The organism is Paraburkholderia largidicola (genome assembly GCF_013426895.1).
GTDB lineage: Bacteria > Pseudomonadota > Gammaproteobacteria > Burkholderiales > Burkholderiaceae > Paraburkholderia > Paraburkholderia largidicola.
In genome coordinates, this window is record NZ_AP023174.1 from 3,478,112 (window position 1) to 3,500,549 (window position 22,438).

Annotated in this window: 18 protein-coding genes; 6 read left to right on the forward strand and 12 right to left on the reverse strand. The window is 62.8% G+C overall.

The features are described from left to right. Positions 1-33: 33 nt before the first annotated feature. Together PPGU16_RS15520 and PPGU16_RS15525 are read left to right on the forward strand one after the other, a co-directional pair. The gene (locus PPGU16_RS15520) at positions 34-1,224 is read left to right on the forward strand and encodes a phytanoyl-CoA dioxygenase family protein (protein WP_180720843.1); all 1,191 of its coding nucleotides are present in this window, start codon (positions 34-36) and stop codon (positions 1,222-1,224) included. Positions 1,225-1,254: 30 nt separating this feature from the next. After that, positions 1,255-2,409, forward strand: a complete 1,155-nt coding sequence (locus PPGU16_RS15525) for a Gfo/Idh/MocA family protein (protein WP_180720845.1) — start codon at positions 1,255-1,257, stop codon at positions 2,407-2,409. A 589-nt stretch (positions 2,410-2,998) separates the two neighbouring features. Here PPGU16_RS15525 and PPGU16_RS15530 read toward each other — a convergent pair. Beyond that, a complete protein-coding gene (locus PPGU16_RS15530; RefSeq protein WP_180722643.1) occupies positions 2,999-3,265 on the reverse strand; it encodes a hypothetical protein in 267 nt (88 codons plus the stop codon). Positions 3,266-3,932: 667 nt separating this feature from the next. Between PPGU16_RS15530 and PPGU16_RS15535 the strand changes: the two genes are divergently transcribed. After that, positions 3,933-4,745, forward strand: coding sequence for a class I SAM-dependent methyltransferase (locus tag PPGU16_RS15535; protein WP_180720847.1), 813 nt, complete (start codon positions 3,933-3,935; stop codon positions 4,743-4,745). A gap of 135 nt (positions 4,746-4,880) precedes the next feature. Here PPGU16_RS15535 and glmS read toward each other — a convergent pair whose 3' ends face one another. The 5 genes from glmS to PPGU16_RS15560 all read right to left on the reverse strand — a co-directional run bounded on the left by glmS (position 4,881) and on the right by PPGU16_RS15560 (position 10,601). Beyond that, the gene (glmS, locus tag PPGU16_RS15540) at positions 4,881-6,698 is read right to left on the reverse strand and encodes a glutamine--fructose-6-phosphate transaminase (isomerizing) (protein WP_180720849.1); all 1,818 of its coding nucleotides are present in this window, start codon (positions 6,696-6,698) and stop codon (positions 4,881-4,883) included. A gap of 58 nt (positions 6,699-6,756) precedes the next feature. Further along, positions 6,757-8,118: a bifunctional UDP-N-acetylglucosamine diphosphorylase/glucosamine-1-phosphate N-acetyltransferase GlmU gene (gene glmU, locus PPGU16_RS15545; RefSeq protein WP_180720851.1), complete on the reverse strand. Its 1,362-nt coding sequence runs from the start codon at positions 8,116-8,118 to the stop codon at positions 6,757-6,759. A 130-nt stretch (positions 8,119-8,248) separates the two neighbouring features. Next, positions 8,249-9,253, reverse strand: coding sequence for a tRNA 2-thiocytidine(32) synthetase TtcA (gene ttcA, locus PPGU16_RS15550; RefSeq protein ID WP_180720853.1), 1,005 nt, complete (start codon positions 9,251-9,253; stop codon positions 8,249-8,251). 3 nt (positions 9,254-9,256) lie between these two features. Then, positions 9,257-9,652 carry a dihydroneopterin aldolase gene (locus tag PPGU16_RS15555; protein ID WP_180720855.1) on the reverse strand — a complete coding sequence of 132 codons (396 nt, stop codon included), beginning with the start codon at positions 9,650-9,652 and terminating at the stop codon, positions 9,257-9,259. 118 nt (positions 9,653-9,770) lie between these two features. Further along, entirely contained in the window at positions 9,771-10,601 is an 831-nt protein-coding gene (locus PPGU16_RS15560; RefSeq protein ID WP_180720857.1) for an SDR family oxidoreductase, read from the reverse strand. A 13-nt stretch (positions 10,602-10,614) separates the two neighbouring features. Between PPGU16_RS15560 and PPGU16_RS15565 the strand changes: the two genes are divergently transcribed. Together PPGU16_RS15565 and PPGU16_RS15570 are read left to right on the forward strand one after the other, a co-directional pair. After that, entirely contained in the window at positions 10,615-11,808 is a 1,194-nt protein-coding gene (locus PPGU16_RS15565) for a class I SAM-dependent methyltransferase (protein WP_180720859.1), read from the forward strand. A 24-nt stretch (positions 11,809-11,832) separates the two neighbouring features. Beyond that, positions 11,833-12,027 (forward strand): DUF2905 domain-containing protein, encoded by a 195-nt coding sequence (locus PPGU16_RS15570; RefSeq protein WP_180720861.1) that lies wholly within the window; start codon positions 11,833-11,835, stop codon positions 12,025-12,027. Positions 12,028-12,039: 12 nt separating this feature from the next. Here PPGU16_RS15570 and PPGU16_RS15575 read toward each other — a convergent pair whose 3' ends face one another. The 5 genes from PPGU16_RS15575 to PPGU16_RS15595 form a co-directional block, all read right to left on the reverse strand. Next, positions 12,040-15,384 (reverse strand): DEAD/DEAH box helicase, encoded by a 3,345-nt coding sequence (locus tag PPGU16_RS15575; protein ID WP_180720863.1) that lies wholly within the window; start codon positions 15,382-15,384, stop codon positions 12,040-12,042. Between the two features lie 70 nt (positions 15,385-15,454). Further along, positions 15,455-16,702 carry a multifunctional CCA addition/repair protein gene (locus tag PPGU16_RS15580; protein WP_180720865.1) on the reverse strand — a complete coding sequence of 416 codons (1,248 nt, stop codon included), beginning with the start codon at positions 16,700-16,702 and terminating at the stop codon, positions 15,455-15,457. Beyond that, a complete protein-coding gene (locus PPGU16_RS15585; protein ID WP_180720867.1) occupies positions 16,699-17,346 on the reverse strand; it encodes a glutathione S-transferase family protein in 648 nt (215 codons plus the stop codon). The genes PPGU16_RS15580 and PPGU16_RS15585 overlap by 4 nt, the downstream gene beginning before the upstream one ends. Positions 17,347-17,380: 34 nt before the next feature. Further along, a complete protein-coding gene (locus PPGU16_RS15590) occupies positions 17,381-18,337 on the reverse strand; it encodes a complex I NDUFA9 subunit family protein (protein WP_180720870.1) in 957 nt (318 codons plus the stop codon). 91 nt (positions 18,338-18,428) lie between these two features. Continuing rightward, positions 18,429-20,402 (reverse strand): lytic transglycosylase domain-containing protein, encoded by a 1,974-nt coding sequence (locus tag PPGU16_RS15595; protein ID WP_180720872.1) that lies wholly within the window; start codon positions 20,400-20,402, stop codon positions 18,429-18,431. A 31-nt stretch (positions 20,403-20,433) separates the two neighbouring features. Here PPGU16_RS15595 and PPGU16_RS15600 point away from each other — a divergent pair, with 31 nt between their 5' ends. Continuing rightward, entirely contained in the window at positions 20,434-21,024 is a 591-nt protein-coding gene (locus PPGU16_RS15600; RefSeq protein ID WP_180722644.1) for a 5-formyltetrahydrofolate cyclo-ligase, read from the forward strand. Positions 21,025-21,812: 788 nt separating this feature from the next. Here the strand turns inward: PPGU16_RS15600 and PPGU16_RS15605 are convergent. Beyond that, a complete protein-coding gene (locus PPGU16_RS15605) occupies positions 21,813-22,325 on the reverse strand; it encodes a winged helix DNA-binding protein (protein WP_180720874.1) in 513 nt (170 codons plus the stop codon). Positions 22,326-22,438 lie beyond the last annotated feature (113 nt).

A 22,438-nucleotide genomic window follows, 5' to 3' on the forward strand; every position in this document is an offset into this window, starting at 1 on the left:
ATCGGACAAACCGGTTGCATCGGAGGAGACGAGATGAACCCCCAGCATCTGCCTTCAGGCGGACAAACATGGTTTCGCGAAGCCGACTGTTCCGTCGACGACTTCGCGTCGCTGATCGAAACCTCACGTGAAATGCGACCACGGCCGCGTCTTGCCGCCGACGTCGCCCACGCCATCCCCGTCTACGACGGCGATGCGCTGCGGCCCATCGTGGCCGACGCGCATCGCCGTCCCGAACTGCTCGCCGAATGGGCCAGCGTTCTACTCGACGGCGCCGGCGTATTCGTGCTGCACCGCGCGTACGACGACACGACCGCCATCGACGACGCGACCGCAATCTTCGAATCGATCATTCGTAGCGAGCGCAAGGCGGGCGGCGGTGCCGATCACTTCGCGAAGGCGGGCGCGAACGACCGCATCTGGAACGCGCAGGAAAAGCTGTGCCTCGCGGCACCGGAGGTGTTCGTCCGCTACTTCGCGAATCCCGTTCTGGTGGCGGCCGCCGAAGCGTGGCTCGGGCCCGCGTATCAGATGACGTCACAGGTGAACGTCGTGCGGCCGGGCGGCGAAGCGCAACAGGCGCACCGCGATTTCCATTTGGGCTTTCTCACCGTCGACGAAGCGCAGCGTTTTCCCGCGCATGTGCACACGATGTCGGCGCTGCTGACGCTGCAAGGCGCCGTCGCACACACCGACATGCCCGTCGAGAGCGGCCCGACCAAGCTGCTGCCGTTCTCGCAGCGTTACCCGCAGGGCTATGTCGCGTGGCGACGCGCGGACTTCCGCGCGTATTTCGAATCGCACTACGCGCAGTTGCCGCTGCGAAAAGGCGACGCGCTGTTCTTCAATCCCGCGCTGTTTCACGCTGCCGGCTCGAACCGCACGCAAGACGTGCAACGGATGGCGAACCTGCTGCAGGTGTCGTCGGCGTATGGGCGCGCCATGGAATCGCTCGATCGCACGAGAATGTGCAACGCCGTGTTTCCCGTGTTGCGGGACATGCGCGCGCAGCAGCGTCTCGACGCGGCGCAAACGGCGGCTGTCATCGCGTCGTGCGCGGAAGGCTACGCGTTCCCGACGAATCTCGATCGCAATCCGCCTGTGGGCGGACTCGCGCCAGCCAGTCAGCAGCAGATCCTCGCGACCGCGCTCGACGAAAGCTGGTCCGACGAGCAATTCGCCGACGCGCTGCGCAACCTCGAGTTCCGCAACGCGACGCATTAGCCCCGCACATTCGATAACGACGGAGACGACATGGTGACAGGCACGATTGGCCGGCGCATCCGGCTGGGATTGATCGGCGGCGGGCCGGGCTCGATCATCGGCGAGACGCATCGCATTGCGGCGCGCCTGGACGGCCAGTACGACATCGTTGCAGCCGCGCTGTCGTCGAATCCCGACCGCGCGCGGCAGGCGGCGCTCGACCTCGGCATCGGCGCGGACCGCGCGTACGCGTCGTGGCAACAGATGCTCGAAGCGGAAGCGGCGCGCCCCGACCGCATCGACGCCGTCGCTGTGATGACGCCCAACGACTCGCATCACCCGATCTGTATGCTGGCGCTGGAGCGCGGCTTCCATGTGATCTGCGACAAGCCGCTGGCCAACGATCTCGCGCAGGCACGCGAGATCGCCGCGCGCGTGGAGGCGACGCACGCGGAGTTCTGCGTGACCTATTGCTACACCGGCTTTCCGATGGTGCGTCAGGCGCGCGACATGATCCGCGCGGGCGAACTCGGCGAGATTCGCCAGGTGCATCTGCAGTATGTGCAGAGTTATCTGGCCGGCCACGATCTGCCGGCCGGCTGGCGCACGGAAGCGGGACGCGCGGGCAGTTCGCTCGTGCTGATGGATATCGGCACGCATGCGTTTCATCTGGGTGCTTACGTGACGGGGCTAGACGTAACGCGGTTGTGCGCGGACGTCGGGTCCGCAATTCCCGGCCGCACCGTCGACGACTACGTTTCCGCGTTGCTGCGCTACGAGAACGGCGCGCGCGGTTCGCTGTGGGTCACGAATGCGGCAGCGGGCTCGGAGCACGGATTGAGCTTCCGCATTCACGGCGACAAGGGCGGGCTGGAGTGGCATCAGGAAGAGCCAAACCGGCTGATCCATCGGCGGCAGGACGCGTTCGAAGAAATCATCACGCGCCGGCTGGGGCCTGCGACGAGCGAAGGCGCACAGCGTTCGACGCGTATCGCGATCGGTCATCCCGAAGGTTATCTGGAAGCGTTCGCGAATCTTTATACGGAGTTCGCGCAACGCGTTGCGACACGAATAGCGGGAACACCTGGCGACGACCAGCCGACGCTCTTTCCCGGCGTCGGCGACGGCGTGAAGGGACTGGCATTCGTTGCCGCATCGGTGAAAAGCATGGCGACGGGTGGCTGGCAGGAGGTCGAGCGCGTGTGAGACGCGCTCACTGCACGAAAAAAAAGCCCTGTTCCGCGGGGAACAGGGCTCGGTGGATGAGTCATATCGAACAGGCGCGTGGATGCTTGCCGACTGCTGCTCATCACGAGAAGCTGTTATTAGTAAAAGCTCTTTTTGCTTCGATTGGCCCCGCGCCTACTCCTTGCTGCTAACCCCAACTGCATTTGATGAACCGGTCTTTCGACTGCCTGTTGTTCGTGCTGCCTGTGTTGCTTGCGTTGCTTGTGTTGCCACTGCGACTGCAACTTCAAACCGCCAATTCAAACTGCTGATTCCATTGCTGCGAGTACTTCGGTTGTTACATCGACTTCCGTTGCTGCGCCTACTGCTACTTCGGTGACTGCCACTGCCGGTGCTTCCGTTACTTCTGCTACGACTGCTGGCAACCTGCGGTCTTGCGCAACGCGGAGGGGAACCGCGTCGATGGGCTGTTGAATCGTCGCGCCATGGAAAGAAGTATAGGAGCCGGCACGCGCATTCAATCGATGGAAGCGAGGGCGAATCGTGGCCCAGTTCGGCCGTTTGTCCGCACGCACGCACGCCAGCCGGCGTGCGCGCCACGTCACGCTCAGTTCGCGAAGCGGCTGCTCATCGCGTGCGATCGATAGTGGCTGCCAAACAGCACATCCGGATCGGCGCGGTCTTCGACGGGCGTTTCGCTCAGCTCGCGGAATGTCGCGACAAGGCTTTGCCACGACGCAGACCAGCGTGTCTCTCTCAAACGGCTGCCAGTGCTGTCGGTGATGCGCAGGACGCCGGTGTCAGGGAAAAAGGTCAGCGTGACCGCGATTCCATCGATGACACAGGTCGCAGTACACGGTTTTGTTGCCAGCACGATCGCCTCCGGGGTGTTTTGGTGAGGTCCGCTTCGATTAGCGGGCGCGCCCAATAACAGCAAGGTGTATGCCCGTATGCCGCGCGCCAACTGTGTCGCTTGCTACGTGCGCCCTGGCGGCGATTCGGGCTCGCGTGATCGCGCGCCGCGAACGAACTCGGGCACAGAAGTGTTGGCTCGGACCCTACACATGACCCGCTTGCTGGTTGCGAATTCCGACAGCGCGTTTTTGCTGCTGGATGCTGTTCGCCGGAGAGGCAGATTCATCGTCCTGCCACGGATGCAGGCGGCACGCGCGGTTTGTTTACCGTCTTTGAAGTTATCAATATGTATACGTAGTAGCAGTTAACAAGGGCATCCACTTTCTGTGGACAAGCGCCAAATCCGCTTTGCGCTCAACGGATTGCGAAACGTATACCTTTGCGCATAAGCTTGGGACGATTGACCGGAAGTTTGAATAACTTGTCCCATGTTCGGGCACACATCGTGTTTACCCAGAATCTGCCCACAGCAATCGCCTCCGTGATATCCCCATGTTGTCCATAGCTTCGTGTGGACATCTGGATGTCTAAAGGCCAGCTGGATGTTCTCGCGACGATTGGTCGTTGACCTCTGACGCGAGGGTCCTATAACGGAAAGTGACTTGAAGCACCAAGGGGGAACGGCCATGAATGAAGACCAGTTCAGTGCTTTCGAACATCGGGGATGGGAGCGCGTCGCGCAGCCCTATCACACGTTCTTCGGCAATCTGACCATCCAGTCGCACTGTGCGCTGCTCGATGCGCTGGCCGTGCGCCGTGGCGTGCGTTTGCTCGATGTCGCCTCGGGCCCCGGCTATCTCGCTGCTGCGGCGGCGCAGCGCGGCGCGGATGTCGTCGGGGTGGACTTCGCGGATTCGATGGTCGATCAGGCGAGGCGCATCTATCCCGCGCTGACGTTTCGCATCGGCAGCGCGGAAGACCTGCCGTTTGACGATGACGAATTCGATGCCGTCGGCATCAGCTTCGGCATGCTGCACTTCTCGCATCCCGAGAAGGCGATCGAGGAAGCGTTCCGCGTGCTTCGGCCGGGCGGCAAGGTCGGCTTCACGGTATGGGCTGCGCCGGACAAGGCCGTCGGTTTCTCGATCGTACTGAAGGCGATCGAGGCGCATGGACGGATGGACGTCCAGTTGCCGCCCGGGCCGGCGTTTTTCCGATTCAGCGACTGGGCAGAGTGCGAGCGCGTGTTGCTCGCGGCGGGCTTTCGCGAACCGCGCATCGAGGAAGTCGACCAGACCCTGCATGCCCGCTCGCCGGATGCGCTGTTCGAGATGCTGTTGCGCGGCGGCGTACGGGTTTCGGCGATTCTGAATGCGCAGACGCCGGATGCGCTGGCTGCCATCAGCAAGACCGTGCGCGAAGGCGCGGCGCGCTATGCCAGCGAGGATGATGTGCGGATACCGATGCCGTGCGTGCTGGCCTGTGCGACGAAGCCTTGAAGGCTACGCGAAGGAAACATCAGGGGGAGCAGAAAGGAGATTTGACTGGTTCTGGATACGTCCGCGAACGCGGCGCCGTATCCAGAACGCAGGTGAGACGGTTACGACAACGACATCAACACAAGGCGAACCACCTCACTCCACCGTCACCGATTTCGCGAGATTACGCGGCTTGTCGACGTCCGTGCCGCGCGAGCACGCCGTGTGATACGCCAGCAACTGCAGCGGCACGACGTGCAGGATCGGCGACAGCAGGCCGTAATGCTCCGGCATGCGAATCACGTGGATGCCTTCGTCGTTGACGATCTTCGTATCGGCATCCGCGAACACGTACAGCTGGCCGCCGCGCGCGCGCACTTCCTGAATGTTCGACTTGAGCTTTTCGAGCAGCGCATCGTTCGGCGCGACCGTCACCACCGGCATCGCTTCCGTCACGAGCGCGAGCGGCCCATGCTTCAGCTCACCCGCCGGATAAGCCTCGGCGTGGATGTACGAGATTTCCTTGAGCTTGAGCGCGCCTTCCAGCGCGATCGGATAGTGCAGGCCGCGACCGAGGAACAGCGCGTTTTCCTTGCGCGAGAACTCTTCCGACCACGCGATGATCTGCGGCTCCAGCGCCAGCACGCTATTGAGCGCGGCAGGCAGGTGACGCAGCTGGCGGATGTAGTCCGCTTCCTGCGCTGCGCTGACATGGCCGCGCATCTTGCCGAGGGTCATGGCGAGCACGAACAGCGCGACCAGCTGCGTCGTGAAGGCCTTCGTCGACGCGACGCCGATTTCGCGGCCCGCATGCGTGAGGAACGACAACTCCGTCAGGCGCACCATCGCGCTCGTACCGACATTGCATACCGACAGCGTGTGCTTGTGTCCCAGCGACTGCGCGTGCTTCAACGCCGCGAGCGTGTCGGCCGTTTCACCCGATTGCGAAATCACGACGACGAGCGCCTTCGGATTCGGCACCGAATCGCGATAACGATATTCGCTCGCGATCTCGACCTGGGTCGGAATCTTCGCGACGGATTCGAGCCAGTACTTCGCCGTCAGGCCCGAGTAGTAGCTCGTGCCGCAAGCGAGAATCAGCAGGCTGTCGATCTCCGAAAACGCTTTCTGCGCGTGTTCGCCGAACAGCGCCGCATCGAATGCATCGGTTTGCGGGATCGTGTCGGTGATCGCGCGCGGCTGCTCGAAGATTTCCTTCTGCATGAAATGGCGATACGGTCCGAGTTCGACCGCGCCGCCGTAGGCTGCTACCTGGCGCACTTCGCGATCGGCCGGATTGCCGTCGCGATCGAATACACGCACTTTTTCGAGCGTCAGTTCGCAGACGTCGCCTTCTTCGAGGAAGATGAAGCGGTCCGTGCTGCCCGCCAGCGCGAGCGCGTCGGACGCGAGGAAGTTCTCGCCTTCGCCGAGGCCGACCACGAGCGGGGAACCTTGACGCGCGCCCACCACCGTATGCGGCTGCTTCTTGTGCAGCACGGCGATCGCGTAGGCGCCATGCAGTTGCGCCGTCGCTTCGCGCACGGCCGCGAACAGATCGCCGCGATACAGGCTATGGACCAGATGCGCGATCACTTCCGTATCGGTCTGCGAGACGAACTCGTAGCCTTTGCCGCGCAGCATCTCGCGCAGCGACTCGTAGTTCTCGATGATGCCGTTGTGCACCAGCGCCAGTTCGTTGCGCGAGAAGATCGGGTGCGCATTGTCGGTCACGGGCGCGCCATGCGTGGCCCAGCGCGTGTGGGCGATGCCCGTTGCGCCCTCGAGATGCGTCTCGCGCACCTGATCGTCGAGATCGGCGACGCGCGCCACGCTGCGCGCGCGCTTCGGCTCGCCGTTCGCCAGCACGGCGACGCCACACGAGTCATAGCCGCGATATTCGAGGCGGCGCAATCCTTCGATCAAAACGGAAACGATATTTCGCTGCGCTACTGCGCCGACGATGCCGCACATAGTGAATGGTCCTTTGCAGTGTTAGGGGCCGAAAGCGCACCTCGTGCGCGCGTTTGCCTCAGCTTTTCTTTTTCGTCGGGCGCACGTAGCCCGTCTTGCCTATCTGGGTCTTTTCGTTGAGCACCAGCAGACCTTCTTCGACATCCTTCCAGACCGTCGTGCCCGCCGCGATCGTCACGCCGCGACCGATGCGCACGGGCGCCACCAGTTGCGTATCCGAGCCGACGAACACATCGTCTTCGATGACCGTGCGAAATTTGTTCGCGCCGTCGTAGTTGCAGGTGATCGTGCCCGCGCCGATGTTCACGCGCGCGCCGACGTCCGAATCGCCGATATACGACAGGTGATTCGCCTTCGATCCATGACCGAGCACCGCGTTCTTCACTTCGACGAAGTTGCCGACGTGCGTTTCGTCCGCTAGCGTCGCGCCGGGACGCAGCCGCGCGTACGGGCCGAGCACGGCCTGCGCGCCGACCTGCGCGCCTTCGATATGCGTGTACGCGTCAATGCGCGTGCCCGCGCCAACCGACGCATTGCGGATCACGCAGTTCGGCCCGATCGATACGTTATCGGCCAGCGTCACCTTGCCTTCGAACACGCAGTTCACGTCGATCGACACATCGCGGCCGCATTCGAGCGTGCCGCGCACGTCGATGCGCGCCGGGTCGGCGATCGTCACGCCTGCGACGAGCAGTTCGTCCGCGACGTTGCGCTGATGAATGCGTTCGAGCTCCGCGAGTTGCTGCTTGCTGTTGACGCCGAGCGTTTCCCATTCTTCGTCGGGCTGCGCGGTGACGGCTTCGATGCCCGCTTCAATGGCGAGTTCGACCACGTCGGTGAGATAGAACTCACCTTGCGCATTGTCGTTCTTCAGCGACGACAGCCAGCCGTCGAGGCGCTTCGTCGGCATCACGACGATGCCCGTGTTGATCTCGGCGATCTTCTGCTGTTCCGGCGTTGCGTCTTTCTGCTCGACGATGCGCTCCACCTTGCCCTGCGCATCACGCACGATACGGCCGTAGCCGGTAGGATCGTCGAGCGTGACGGTCAGCACGCCGTAGCCGTCGTGGCCCGCTGCGTCGGTCAGACGCTTGAGCGTGCTCGTCTTCGTGAGCGGCACGTCGCCATACAGCACGAGCGTCGGCGCGGACGCATCGAGCAGCGGCAAGGCCTGCTGTACCGCGTGTCCTGTGCCGAGCTGCTGCTCCTGCAAGGCGAACTGCACATCGGGCGCCGCAACGGCTTCGCGCACCTGTTCCGCGCCATGACCGATCACGACGACGAGGCGCGTCGGGTTCAGTGTGCGAGCGGTGTCGATGACGTGAGCAAGAAGCGGCCGACCGGCCAGGGGATGAAGCACCTTTGGCAATGCAGAGCGCATGCGCTTGCCGGTGCCTGCCGCCAGAATCACGATGTTCATGACGTGGGCGTATTCGACGAGTTTGGAGTGGGCGATTCTAGCACGCTGCGTGTGACTGCAACGTGGCCTTCCAGATCGACATCACCCCGCAAATACCTGTTTTAAAAGGCTTTGCGGGATGAGGAAAGTGTTAAACATCGTCGAATTGCACGAAGGAAATCGTTTGCGATGCCTGCTGCATCCCTTCTGATGCGGAATCGGTCGAACACGGCTCTTCGTCGAAAGCGATATCGCCTTGTGCATCGGCTTCGCCTGTGGCTCGCAACGAGGTGAACGGAAACAGCTTGTGATCCATCAGATGCGACGGCACGATATTCGACAACGCATTGAACATGTTGTCGACGCGACCCGGGAAACGCTTGTCCCATTCGCGGATCAGCGCCTTCATCTCCGCACGTTTCAAATTGGGCTGGCTGCCGCACAGGTTGCACGGAATGATCGGGAATTGACGCAGTTCCGCGTATTTCTCGAGATCGGTTTCCTTCACATACGCGAGCGGCCGGATCACGACGTTCTTGCCATCGTCCGATTGCAGCTTGGGCGGCATGCCTTTCAGCTTGCCGCCGTAGAACAGGTTCAGCAGCAAAGTTTGCAGGATATCGTCGCGATGATGGCCGAGCGCGATCTTGGTCGCGCCGAGTTCGCCCGCCACGCGGTAGAGAATGCCGCGCCGCAGACGCGAGCACAGCGAGCACGTCGTCTTGCCTTCGGGCACGAGCCGCTTGACGATGCTATACGTGTCCTGGTTCTCGATATGAAACGGAATGTCGAGCTTGCTCAGGTACTCGGGCAGCACGTGTTCCGGAAAGCCCGGCTGCTTCTGGTCGAGATTCACGGCGACGATGTCGAAGTTGATCGGCGCGCGCTCGCGCAGCCGCATCAGGATCTCCAGCATCGCGTAGCTGTCCTTGCCGCCCGACAGGCACACCATCACCTTGTCGCCGTCCTCGATCATGTTGAAGTCGCCGATCGCCTGGCCGACCTGGCGCGCGAGGCGCTTGAACAGCTTGTTGTTCTCGTACGCCTCTTTCTGCTCGCGGCGCGTGAGCGCGCGCTTGGGTTCGGCTGCTTCGACTTGAGCTTCGGCAATGGGCGCGGCCGCGTCGACGCCCGTCAGCGTTTCGGGAGCGTTCATCGCTCAGACCTCTTTGATATGGAAGACTTCGACGCCTACTGCATCGCAGTCGGGATAGACATCGGGCTTTTCCGTCGACAGACGCACGGCGCGCACTTGCGGATGCGCAAGCAGCGCTTTCGCAAGGTCGTCGCACAGCGTTTCCTGCAGATGGATATGCCCCTGGCTCACGCGTTTCGCGATCGTCGAGCGCATGAAGTCGTAATCGACGACTTCGCGCAGCTTGTCTTCGACGGGCGTGGACAGCGCGAGCGGCACGAACAGTTCGACGTTGATCACCACGCGCTGCTCGCCGCGCTTTTCGAAGTCATGCACGCCGATGTTGATGTGCACCTCGTAATCGCGCAGAAAGAGCCGGCGGCAATCAGCGAGCCGGGGATGAAGCAAAGCGGCAGACATGTTCGTTCCAGTACAAAAAGGGTGCGTGCGAACGCGCACGCAGTTGCAAATTGGGCGCGCTGTGCGGCGCGCCGGTGGGCGCAACGTCTAACGGCCGTAACGTTCGATCAACTGTCGGTCAGCGGTCGGCGCCCGTCAAAAACATCACATCGCGCGGCAGCGGCACGAGATGCTGGCCGCCGTCGACAACCAGCGTCGTGCCCGTGACGCCACGCGCATCCGCCAGATACAGCGCCGCCGCGACGAGATCTTCGACGCGCGACGCATGGCCGAGCGGTGTCACCTTGTGCGCGGCCGCGAAGCTTTCCGCCGTCTGATCGCCGGATTGCAGCGTGAGGCCGGGCGCAAGACCGACGACGCGCACCTTCGGCGCCAGCGCCTGCGCCAGCGCGACGGTCGCCGTGCCGAGCGCGGCCTTCGACAGCGTGTACGACAGGTAATCCGGATTCATGTTGTAGAGCTTCTGGTCGAGCACGTTGATGACGGCCGCGCGCAGCGACTCGTCGTGACGCGCCGCCTCGGGCGTGACCTCATACAACATCCGCGCGAGCACGAGCGGCGCGCCGACGTTGATCGACGTCAGATGCAGCAGCTTGGCGTAACCGACGTCGAGCGCGGTGTCCTCGTCGAACAGCGACGCGTTGTTCACGATGCACGACGGACGCCCGAGCGCCGCCGTGCAATCCGGCACGAGCCGCTCCACTTCCGCCTCGACGGACAGATCCGCCTTCAGCGCGACGGCGCGCCGCCCGAGTTCGGCGATTTCCGCGACCACTTCGTCGGCTTTCGCTTTCGACGAGCCGTAATGCACGGCCACGTCCCAGCCCGCTGCGGCGAAGCCCAGCGCGAGTCCACGGCCGATCCGGTGCCCGGCGCCCGTGACGAGCACGGTGCGGGCAGGACGGCCGGGACGGCCGCTGGCGGCGAAAGTATCGTTCGAGGCGGTCATTTACAATACGGGGATGAATCCGATAGCTCACCAACCCGATAGTTTACCTGCTCCCGGCCCGACCGCGCTCGCGCAGTCGGAAGCGCTGGTTTCGCAGATTCGCGCGGAGATCGACGCAAACGGCGGCTGGATGCCGTTCGATCGCTACATGGAGCGCGCGCTCTACGCGCCGGGACTGGGCTATTACAGCGGCGGTTCCGTCAAATTCGGCCGCCGCACGGAGGATGGCAGCGACTTCGTGACGGCGCCGGAACTGTCGCCGCTGTTCGCGCAGACGCTGGCGCGGCCAGTCGCGCAGGCTTTGGAGATGAGCGGCACGCGTCACGTGATGGAGTTCGGGGCGGGCACGGGCAAGCTGGCGTCCGGCCTGCTCAACGCTCTGGCTGAACTCGGCGCGCAGTTCGACACGTATTCGATCGTCGATCTGTCTGGAGAATTGCGCGAGCGTCAGCGGGAAACAATCGAAGCGCAAGCGCCCGGGCTGGCCGCGCGCGTGCGCTGGCTCGACGCGCTGCCGGAGCAGTTCGAAGGCGTCGTGGTCGGCAACGAAGTGCTCGACGCGATGCCCGTGCGACTGTTCGCGCGCATCGGCGATACGTGGGCCGAGCGCGGCGTCACGATGAAAGACGGCGCGCTGCAGTTCGAGGACCGCCCCGTCCAGTCGACGCACGACGCCGCTTTTCTGCGCGATCTGGACATCGAAGGCGATCACGACTACGTGACGGAAACGCACGATGCCGCCCTCGCCTTCACGCGAACCATCTGCACGATGCTCACGCGCGGCGCGGTGTTGCTGATCGACTACGGCTTTCCGCGTCACGAGTTCTATCATGCGCAGCGCGCGCAGGGCACGCTGATGTGCCACTACCGGCACCGCGCGCATGGCGATCCGTTTCTCTACCCCGGCTTGCAGGACATTACCGCGCACGTCGAATTCACCGGTATCGCCGAAGCCGGCGTCGATGCGGGCGCGGACCTGCTCGGCTTTACATCGCAGGCGCGCTTTCTGATGAATGCGGGCGTGACGGAAGCACTGAGCGCGATCGATCCATCCGATATTCCCAACTTCCTGCCCGCCGCCAACGCGGTGCAGAAGTTGCTGTCGGAAGCGGAGATGGGCGAACTGTTCAAGGTGATCGCATTTTCGCGCGGTATCGAGGGCACGCTCGACGCGTTCGCGCGCGGCGACCGCTCCCACACGCTCTAAGCGCTCCGAGCCGAGGCACACACGATGATCCGCTGGCTGCTGACTACTTTCATCGCGGTGGCCGTGCTGTCGGCGTGCTGGCCGTGGCTACGCAAGATCGGCATCGGCAGGATGCCGGGTGATGTCACGCTGCGGCTGTTCGGGAAGGAGTATCCGTTTCCGTTCATGTCGACGCTGGTGCTGTCGATGCTGCTGTCAATCATTGCGCGGCTGCTTTAGACCCGGCTGCCGTCACCTTTCCTGTTTGGCGGTTGTCCTTTTTGTGCGTGGCTTCGTTGAAGGAGCAGTCGTTGCCGCTGCGGGAATGGGTTCGAACAGCGCCGCAAGATCATCTTCGGAGAACTTGACGGCGCCCGCACCATCCTCAGAAAGAATAGCGTCTGCCAGCGCCGCCTTCCGCCCCTGCATCGCGACGATTTTCTCTTCCACGCTGCCTGCCGTGATCAGCTTGTAGACGAACACGGGCCGATCCTGTCCGAGACGATGTGCGCGATCAGTGGCCTGGTTCTCGGCGGCGGGGTTCCACCACGGGTCGTAGTGAATCACCGTATCGGCAGCCGTCAGGTTCAGGCCGACGCCGCCCGCCTTCAGGCTGATCAGGAACAGCGGAACTTCACCCTTTGTGAAGCGCTTGACGGGCGTGACCCGGTTGGTGGTCTCGCCCGTCAGCATCACGTACGGAATCTGCGCCTCGTCGAGTGCAGCAGCGATCAGGTCCAGCATGCCTGTGAACTGGGAGAACAGCAGGATACGGCGGCCTTCCTCTATCAGTTCGGGCAACATATCCAGCAGGAGTTCCAGTTTGGCCGACTCCCGGATGCGCGCGCTCTGAGCGTTCTTGACAAGCCGCGGATCGCAGCACACCTGGCGCAGCTTGAGCAGCGCCTCGAGTACGACGATATGACTGCGTGCAAGCCCCTTCTCGGCGACGGCTGCCCGGACTTTTTCCTGCATCGCCGAGCGGACGGTTTCATAGAGGTCGCGCTGCGCGCCCTCGAGCTCGATCGTGCGAACGATGGTCGTTTTCGGCGGCAGCTCGGTCGCCACTTCGTCCTTGCGCCGACGCAGCATGAACGGGCGGATGCGTCGCGCGAGCAGCTCGCGCCGCGTCGTGTCGCCGCCCTTTTCGATCGGCGTGCGCCAGCGCCGCGTAAAGTCCTGTCGCGTGCCGAGAAAGCCGGGCAGCAGGAAATCGAATTGCGCCCACAGCTCACCGAGGTGATTCTCGAGCGGCGTGCCCGTCAGGCACAGCCGATGCGTCGCCTGTAGTTCGCGAATCGTGGCGGCGGCCTTGGTGGCGGCGTTCTTCACGTACTGCGCTTCGTCCAGGATCAGCAGGTGGTAGCTGTGTTGAGCGAGCACCGCCTGGTCGCGCCACAGCAGCGCATACGTGGTGAGGATCAGGTCGTAGCGGCCGATTTCATCGAAACGCTCATGACGCTGCGGCCCGTGCAAGTCGAGCACGCGCAGGTCCGGCGTGAACCGCCGCGCTTCCTCGGTCCAGTTATGCATCAGCGTGGTGGGCACGACGATCAGCGCGGGACGGTCGAGTCTGCCCGCTTCCTTTTCAGCGAGGATGTGGGCCAGCGTCTGGACGGTTTTGCCCAGGCCCATGTCGTCGGCAAGCACGCCTGCGAGGTTTTGTTCACGCAGAAACTGCATCCAGCTGAGACCTTGCCGCTGGTAAGTGCGCAGTTCCGCGCGCAGCCCACGCGGCACGGGCGTTTCGCCCACGCCGGGTCCGGCGACCAGACGCTGGGCGAGCTGCCGGACCGAATCGTCGCCGTGAAACTGCCAGCGCCCGCTCTTGTCCAGTGCGTCGAACCGCGCCGCGTCCCATTTCGAGATGCGCACCTTTCCCTCGCCAAAGAAATCAAAGAGGTCGATCAGTACGCGCACCACGGGCTTCAGGCGCTCAGCGGGTAGATGCAGGCGCTCGTTGCGGTCGGTCACGAGCTGTACGTATTCATCGTCGCCGATCTCATCGAGCCGGCCCAGCAGCCATCTTCGATCGCGCCGGAACAGGTCCGTCAGCAAAGGTTCGAGCCGCACGGTCCGACCGTTGACGGAGACACCCATTTCGACGTCGAACCAGCCGTCGCCGGTCTCGCGGAGATCTCCTTCGATGGTGTCGATCTCGATGACATTGAAGCGAAAGGTATCGCTCATCGTCACCTGCCAGCCCTTCTCGCGCAGTGTCGGCAGATCGCGTGTGACAAAGGCGAGCCAATCGCCGGCGTTCTCCGGCGCCAGCATGTGTTCAGGAAACGGGCGCGGGCCATACGCGTGCCGGGTCGAAAACTTCTTGAGGCCGACCTTGCCCAGTTCCTTTATGCGCCTCTCTTCGGCGTCGTGCTGACGCGTGATCTGGACGGCATCACCCTTTGAATCGCGTACGAGCGTGGTGTCGCTATAGGCGTCGACGCTTTCGCCCGCGTAGTCGAACTTGACGGTCGCGAAATCCACCGCATTGGACGACGAGGCGCTTCCATATGTCGGCCGCGTATCGAACGACAGCACGGGAACTGGCGTCGCGTCGATGACGCGTAGGGCGGCCCGATCATGCGCAGGTGGCAGTGGCAAATCTGGCGCTACCTCACGCAACACCTTGCCGACGAGGACGGCCTCTTCGGGCGTGACGGGCGGCATCGACAGATACTCGCTGAGCTGGTCGGCCGGCCACGGCACATCAACGATTCCAGCTTCCCCCGTTTGCGCATCGACATACCAGCAGGGCTGCGTGGTCGTCATGAGCATCGTCGCGGGCGGCTCGGTCTGAAGTACGGGGCGCACGCTCGTATCCGCCTGCGTGCGCCATTCGATCTGGCCGCGACGCGATGCGCCGGAACGCAGCGCGCGAGTCTCTCCAGACTGAACGATACGGGTGGTCAGCGAAACAAATGCCCGGCCGGTCGCGAGGACCTTTTCCATGGTCTCGGCGCCCGCGGCGCCATCGAGCTTGTAGGTTCCCACGTAGCCGCGCGAAGGGCCCAACCACAACCGGCGCAAGATCGCCAGGTCGTCCGAGGTCACGAACTTCGGCGGTTGAACCAGCGCCTTCTCCACGTTATACCAGGGATCGTCGAGTTTCTGGATCAAGCCGTCCACATTCGTGCGGGTCTTGTAGAGACTGACGGCCGGATATCCCATGAACGATTCCGAAATCACGTAGGCGAGCACCTGCGTCGATCTCGGGGACTTTCCGCCGGTGCCCGCTGCGGACGGTGCGTGTTTCACCCGGAAGCCCTCGACCCACTTGAGCACTTCCGGGCGCACGCCGCTGGCCGGCAGCTTCTGGTGGTGCGGAAGGGCGGCGATCAACAAGGCCGCGACGTGCTTGCAATTGAATCCGACGGGGCACGAACATTGGCCCTCTATCCAGTCCGATGCGCTGCGCTCGAAGAATTGCACTCGCACGTCATAGGGCTTTGAACGACTACCCTGCACCAGACCGGCCAGGATTTTGCTGCTCACCCAGCGCACCTCAGAGACGGCATTCAGATAGTCGCGCGCCTTGGCTCTCGTGTGCGAACTTAGCCACAGGTTAACTTGATTGCGATCGTAGGAGACGGACATCAGACAGGGGCGGTCGTGAACCGGTGAATTTCGTGAGTAGGTTGCATGTGTCCCGGGTGACCGCGTGCGATCAGTCCGGCGCCGTTTCGCTCAGCGCCTGCGCGACCGCCCGAACACGCTCGCGATGCACGGCATCCTTGATCTTCGCCGGATCGCTTTCGTAGGCTTTCGCGACCGCGCCGGCATCGACGGCACGCGCAGCGACCAAAGCCACGCGCAGACGCTCCGCCTGCGGATAGGCTTTCGCTTCGAAGCCAAGACGGCCGCGCGCATCGGCCTCGCAGGCCTGCAACGCTTCGGCAAAACGCGCCGGCTTGCGTAGCGCGTCGCTGCGCTCGAACAGCCGCACGATGCCCGCCGCCTTCGTCTCCATCACGCGATGAATATTGCCGTGCTCGCGCGCCACCAGCAGCGCGAGATCGCGGCATTCGTTCGGCACACGCAGACGTTCGCACAGTGGCTTCAGCAGATCGACACTGCGCCCTTCGTGGCCGATATGACGCGGCAATACGTCTTCGGGCGTGGTCGCCTTGCCGAGATCGTGCGTCAGCGCGGCGAACCGCACCGCGAGCGCATAGTTCTGCGCGGCGGCATGATCGACGACCATCATCACGTGCACGCCCGTATCCACTTCCGGGTGATAGTCGGCGCGCTGCGGCACGCCGTAGAGCGCATCGATCTCCGGCAGAATCCGCCCGAGCGCCCCGCATTCGCGCAGCACGTCGAACATCCGCGACGGTTTCTTCTCCATCAGTCCGCGCGACAGTTCCTGCCACACACGCTCGGGTACGAGCGCATCCACTTCGCCCGCTTCGACCATCTTGCGCATCAGCGCCAATGTGTCGGGCGCGACAGCGAAATCCGTGAAGCGCGCAGAGAAACGCGCGACGCGCAGAATGCGCACCGGGTCTTCGAGAAACGCATCGCTGACATGCCGGAACACGCGGTGCTGCAGATCGTCCTCCCCGTTGAACGGATCGATCACGGGACCGATCAGCTCGCCGTCCGGCGTGACTTCGCGCGCCATTGCATTGACCGTGAGATCGCGCCGCGCGAGGTCTTCTTCGAGCGTCACATCGGGCGCATAGAAAAACTGGAAACCGTGATAACCCGCCGACGTTTTGCGTTCGGTCCGCGCAAGCGCGTATTCCTCATGCGTGTCGGGATGCAGAAAAACCGGAAAGTCCTTGCCGACGGGGCGAAAGCCCTTGGCGACCATCTGCTCTGGCGTGGCGCCGACCACGACGTAATCGCGGTCTTGCACGGGCATCCCGAGCAGCTCATCGCGGATCGCACCGCCTACTGCGTAGATATTCATGCGCAGGTGTCTTGATAGGGGATGCGATGTGTCTCTTGCAGCGCCTCGTCGATCCACGCCTTGACCGCGGGCTGTGCCGTCACGCGGCGCGAATAGGCAAGCGCCGCTTCCGATAGTTTCGGTTGCCAGGTATTGAAGCGCATTACGACGGGCGCATACATCGCATCGGCAATCGTGAACTCGCCGAACAGGAACGGGCCGCCGTATGCGTCCAGGCACTCGCGCCATATCGTGTCGATGCGCTCGATGTCGGCCAGGGCTTCCGGTGTCGCGCCCTTGCCCGGGAACGACGCGCGAATGTTCATCCACATGTTGTTGCGCAGCGCGCCGAAACCGGAGTGCATCTCGGCGCTGACGCTGCGCGCACGGCCCCGCGCCACGGCGTCGCGCGGCCACATTGCATGTTGCGGATAGCGTTCGGCGAGCGTCTCGCAGATCGCGAGCGAATCCCAGACGGTGACGCCGTCGTCGGCAATCAGACACGGCACTTTACCGGACGGCGAATGCTCGAGAATCGAGGCTTTGGTCTGCGGCTCGTTCAGCAAAACCATCACCTCTTCAAATGCAATGCCGAAATGCTTGAGCACTAGCCACGGCCGCATCGACCACGACGAATAGTTCTTGTCACCGATAACGAGTTTCATGCTTCGCCAGAAAGTGGAATGAACGATAAAAAGTTTAGCGGCCTGCGCTCGCGCGAAACGCGTTGAAGCGCGAGCGGAACGACGAACCCGTCAGATACACGGGCGCGATCGTTTCGATGCTGGCCGGTTCGATATCGAGCTCGGGCGCGAGCGGCGCGCTCAGCACGGCGTCGATTTTCATCGAATCGAGATTGTCGCGCGAAATCACGGGTTCGCCGGGCGCCAGCTCGAACGACAGCGCCTGCAAACGCGCCAGCGAATCCGGCAAGCGGATGATGCGCGCATGCTTGCCAATCACGTCGCCGCAATACTCGACGAGCGCCTCGAGCGTGTACACCGACGGCCCGCCAAGCTCGTACGTGCGGCCCGTCGATGCATCGAGATCCAGCACGTTGACGATCGCCTTGGCGACATCGCCGACAAAGATCGGCTGAAAGCGGGCGTTGGGTTTCGCGAGCGGAATCACCGGGAACATGCGCTGCAGGAACGCGAACTTGTTGAGGAATGCGTCTTCGGGACCGAACACGACGGACGGACGAAAGATGGTCGAAGCCAGCATCGACGATGCATGCACCGCGCGCTCACCGTCGCCCTTCGAGCGCAGATACATGCTCGGACCGCGCGGGTCGGCGCCGATCGCGCTCATGTGAATCAGCCGGTGGACGCCCTTGCCTTCGCACGCGGAGACGATCTTCGTCGGCAGTTCGACATGGGCTTTGGCGAACTCGGGCCCATACGGGTCGCCGCGATGACCGTGCAATACGCCCACGAGATTGACGACGGCATCCGCGCCCTCGACGAAACGCGCAAGCTGGATCGGATCGAACACATCCGTTTCGATCACGTCGATGGGAAGCAGCGTGAGATGCCGCGCGTTATAGCGGCGGCGGGTGGCAATGCGTACCGTCTTGCCGAGTTCGACGAGCGCGTTGACGAGATGACTGCCAATGAACCCGGAACCGCCGACGACTGCGATGGTTTGATGTCGCATTTTTCGACTCCCTGATGGAAGCCGCGGCAACGGCTGAGGTTCGAACGCCGCCGCGAGCGTGACGTGTCACGCGGCGGCGGCAGGCGCATCGTTACTGCAACGGCTGGATATAACCCAGACGCGCCTTCAGCGATTGCGGACGGCCTTCGAACAACGCTGCATAGTAGACCGTGTTGGACAGCACGTTCTTCACGTAGTCGCGCGTTTCCTGGAACGGAATGGCTTCCGCGAAAATCGCGCCTTCGACACCGCGCGGCAACGTTGAGCGCCAGTTGCGCGGACGGCCCGGACCTGCGTTGTAACCTGCCGTGGCGAGCACGGCGGACCCGTCGAACTCATTGTAGATCATCGACAGATAGTTCGTGCCGAGCAGGATGTTGGTGTTGATGTCGTTCATCTGCGCGCGCGAAATCGTGCCGAGACCGATCTTCTTCGCCACCAGTTGCGCGGTGCCCGGCATCAGCTGCATCAGGCCGCTCGCGCCGACTTCCGAGCGCGCGTTCATGATGAAGCGCGACTCCTGGCGGATCAGACCATATGCCCATTCGACGTCGAGCCCGTTCGACTGGGCGTCGCGCTCGACGATATCGCGGAACGGCGACAGGTAGCGCAGCGAGAAATCGTGCTCGGTCTTCGTGCGGTCGGCCGTGTTCACGGCGCGGTCATACAGTTCGATACGGCGCGCGTATTCGGCGGTGGCGATCAACTGGCGGTCCGTCATGCTGCGCAGCGGCCAGTTCCATTCGCGGTTGCCTTCCAGACGCAGATTCAGCTGATAGAACTTCTGAGCAAGCGCGAAGCCCGGTGTGTTCCCCGCCTGTTCGACTTCGGCGTCCGTGACCGTGGTCTTGGGCGGCACGACGATCTTCTGGCCGAGTTCTTCCGCGGCAAGCTGGCCGTAGAAATTGAACTGCTGCGAGATCGACTCGAACTCCTGGTTCGCCGTGACGACGTCGCCCGCCTGTTTCAAGGCACGCGCGTGCCAGTATGTCCACGCGGGCTGGCTGCGCAGCGCTGGCGGCATCTGTTCGACCGACCAGCGCACCATCGTCCAGTCGCCGTTGAGCAGCGCGAGGCGCGTGCGCCATTCGTATGCGGGATTCGACAGCGGCGCATTCGCCGACAGCCGGTACCAGTCGACGGCGCCCGGCATCTGCTTGGCGGCCGCCTGATAGGCGATGGTGCCCCAGCCGATGGCGCGCTCGGGCGACGTCAGCGACGGTGCGACGGAACCGAAGGTCGCGGCGGCCATGGCGGGATCGTTGCGGGCCATGCGCGTGATGGCGAGCAGCGCGAGCTGATGCGATTGCGGATCGGCGCCGACGCCGCGCGCGAGCAGAAGCGGCGGCGTGGTCGCGGCCTGGTCGAACAGCGTCGGATCAGGACGGGCGTTGCCCAGTGCGTCGACGAGCTTGGCGCCCGTGCCGGTCTGGTTCTGTTCGTACGCGAGGCGGATTTGCTGCCAGACGTCGTCGGTGGTGAACTGCTGGTTGATCGCCAGCGACGTGATCAGATCGACACAGCCGTCGCCATAATTGCGCGGATCGACGAGCAGTGCGCGCGCCGCATCGACGACGTTCTCACCTTTCGCCGCACGCGATTCGAGCGCGTAACACTTGACCTGCGTGTCGTCGTTCAGCACGAAGCGCGCGTATTGCTGGTCGAAGTTTTTCCAGTCGTGACGCGCGCCGAGCACGACGAGGTAGTCGTTGCGCATGCGGTCAGCGATGGCCTGGCCGTCGTAGCGTTGCAGGAACGACAGCACGGGCGCGTCGGGCGCGTCGATGCGCGGATGCCCAGAGCCGTCGAACAGCTGCGGCTTCAACTGGAAATATTCCAGATATGACGGCGCCGGATAGTCCGGAATCATTGCTGCGAGCTGCGCGGCGCGGCCTGCGTCGTTATTGCGCGCTGCCTCGCGCAATTGCACGAAAGTCTGGTCGTCGTTGGTGAGTTGGGAAAGCGGGATCGGCTTGACGGCGGAGGCCGTGCTGCACGCGACGAGTGCCGCCGCGGCGAGCGCCAGACTGGCCGCGCGATATACTCGGAAGAGGCGTTTGGACATCGTTATTTCTAGAGCGTTTCTGGAGCGCGAATTGAACTCAAGCATAGCATGCAACCCCGGCGCGAAATCGAAAAAGGAACTGCGCGCAACGCTGCTGGAAGCACGTCTGCATGCGGCTCTCGATGCGGCGGGCAATGATGCGCTGAGGCGTCGGGTGCTGGATGTGTTATCGGTTTATTCGCCCGCAAGTGTAGGGTTGTACTGGCCTTTGTCAGGGGAGTTCGATATTCGATCTGTCATTGCCACGTGGCTCGATGGCGATAGTGCGCGGCGCGCGAGCCTTCCGGTGATTACTGGCCGGGATCGGCCGCTGGAGTTTCATGTCTGGTCGGCTGATATGCCCATGCGGGTCGGCGCGCATCGCATTCATGAGCCGACTTCCGGTGACGTGATTACGCCTGATTTGCTGTTTGTGCCGTGTGTTGGGTTTGATGCCGATCGGTATCGGCTTGGATATGGCGGTGGGTACTACGATCGGACGCTCGCCGCGTTTCGCGAGGCGGGGAAAGTGCCTGTGACCGTCGGTGTCGCGTATGAGGTGTGCCGGGCTGGCACGCTGCAGCGTGAGGCGCACGATATTCCGCTCGATGTTGTGGTTACTGAGGTTGCTTCCTATAGGTAAAGGTAGGGGTGGCTTGTAGGTTGTTGGTTTGCGTTTTCGCTGGCATCCGCGATTTGCCTTTTCGCTGGCATCCGCTAGATGTTATTGGTCTGCTAGCGTTGCCCCTGTGCGGGGCGGCACCTACTTTTCTTTGCCGCCGCAAAGAAAAGTAGGCAAAAGAAAGCGGCTCATACCGCCAGCCCGTGTTCCTATCCACGGGCCCCCAACGTCCCCACACGTCACACGGTAACGCATTGTTCGTTGCCCGTTGCCAACGCTTCGAACAATCGCATCACCCGCGTCAGGCACCCGTACAACGGCAGACGGCAGCGAATGGTAGGTGCCTCCCAGGTGGCAAACTGTGTGTAGGTTGTCGCGGCGTATAGCCTGGCGCTCTTACAGGGTGGGGCGCGTGCGCTATCGGTCCGGAGTGAGGCGTGTGGAGCACTTGGGCCGACACACAGTTTGCCACCTGGGCGGCGGTGGACTGTGTGGCGCGGCATGCTGTAACGCGGGAGGGTGAAGCGGGTGAGGCGCATCGAAAGAGCGCTGGCAACGAACGTGGGTCACGTGGTTGCCGTGTGACGTGTAAGAACCTTTGGGGGCCCTCAGGCAAATACTAGAACTGGCGGTGTGAGCCGCTTTCTTTTGCCTACTTTTCTTTGCGGCGGCAAAGAAAAGTAGGTGCCGCCCCGCACAGGGGCGACGCTTGAAGCATGCTAACAAATCGCGGATGCCAGCGAAAAACACAAGCAGACCACCCAGCGTCGCAGACAACCAACCCCAAACCCAACCCCAAACCCAAACCCTTACAGAGATGCCGCCGCCCGCGCAGCGGTGTCATAAAGCCCGGAAGCATTCCGCATCAGTTGCGCCGCCTCCCCAATCTGCTCATTAGTGAGCCCACTCTCCTTGAGCGTCGCGATCAGACAACTCTCCCTTACCTCACGGTACTTCAGACACAGATCACGCCCCGCCTGCGTAGCAGAAAAAAACACTTCCTTGCCGGTCTTTTCGCTTTTTACATACCCTCTAGCTACGAGCTTCTTGAGCGCATAAGTCGCGACATGCGTGTCCTCGATATTCAACACGAAACAGATATCGGCAATCTTCTTGCGACGCTCGCGGTGGCTCACATGATGCAGCAGCGACACTTCGATCGCCGTCATGTCCTTGTCGCCGGCGGCCGCCATGCACCGGACCATCCAACGGTTGAACGCGTTGCTCGCCATGATCAGTCCGTACTCGAGTTCGGATAACTCCGCACTAAATTCAGACACAAGATGTTCCGATGAGACGATTTTGGTCGGATGACGCGCCATGGTGATTTTTCTAAGCGAAGCGTGGTGGTTGACCGAAGTGTACGACGTCCCTCCTCCACCGGCGAGCCTGGGGACATCGCTTATTGATAAATTGTCGATATTTTATTGAGAAT

Coding starts and splice junctions, on each gene's coding strand:
- PPGU16_RS15520 (WP_180720843.1), top strand. CDS start 34: ATGAACCCCCAGCATCTGCCTTCAGGCGGACAAACATGGTTTCGCGAA.
- PPGU16_RS15590 (WP_180720870.1), bottom strand. CDS start 18,337: ATGCGACATCAAACCATCGCAGTCGTCGGCGGTTCCGGGTTCATTGGC.
- PPGU16_RS15570 (WP_180720861.1), top strand. CDS start 11,833: ATGATCCGCTGGCTGCTGACTACTTTCATCGCGGTGGCCGTGCTGTCG.
- glmU (WP_180720851.1), bottom strand. CDS start 8,118: ATGAACATCGTGATTCTGGCGGCAGGCACCGGCAAGCGCATGCGCTCT.
- ttcA (WP_180720853.1), bottom strand. CDS start 9,253: ATGAACGCTCCCGAAACGCTGACGGGCGTCGACGCGGCCGCGCCCATT.
- PPGU16_RS15560 (WP_180720857.1), bottom strand. CDS start 10,601: ATGACCGCCTCGAACGATACTTTCGCCGCCAGCGGCCGTCCCGGCCGT.
- PPGU16_RS15580 (WP_180720865.1), bottom strand. CDS start 16,702: ATGAATATCTACGCAGTAGGCGGTGCGATCCGCGATGAGCTGCTCGGG.
- PPGU16_RS15525 (WP_180720845.1), top strand. CDS start 1,255: ATGGTGACAGGCACGATTGGCCGGCGCATCCGGCTGGGATTGATCGGC.
- PPGU16_RS15575 (WP_180720863.1), bottom strand. CDS start 15,384: ATGTCCGTCTCCTACGATCGCAATCAAGTTAACCTGTGGCTAAGTTCG.
- PPGU16_RS15595 (WP_180720872.1), bottom strand. CDS start 20,402: ATGTCCAAACGCCTCTTCCGAGTATATCGCGCGGCCAGTCTGGCGCTC.
- PPGU16_RS15555 (WP_180720855.1), bottom strand. CDS start 9,652: ATGTCTGCCGCTTTGCTTCATCCCCGGCTCGCTGATTGCCGCCGGCTC.
- PPGU16_RS15585 (WP_180720867.1), bottom strand. CDS start 17,346: ATGAAACTCGTTATCGGTGACAAGAACTATTCGTCGTGGTCGATGCGG.
- glmS (WP_180720849.1), bottom strand. CDS start 6,698: ATGTGCGGCATCGTCGGCGCAGTAGCGCAGCGAAATATCGTTTCCGTT.
- PPGU16_RS15605 (WP_180720874.1), bottom strand. CDS start 22,325: ATGGCGCGTCATCCGACCAAAATCGTCTCATCGGAACATCTTGTGTCT.
- PPGU16_RS15535 (WP_180720847.1), top strand. CDS start 3,933: ATGAATGAAGACCAGTTCAGTGCTTTCGAACATCGGGGATGGGAGCGC.
- PPGU16_RS15565 (WP_180720859.1), top strand. CDS start 10,615: ATGAATCCGATAGCTCACCAACCCGATAGTTTACCTGCTCCCGGCCCG.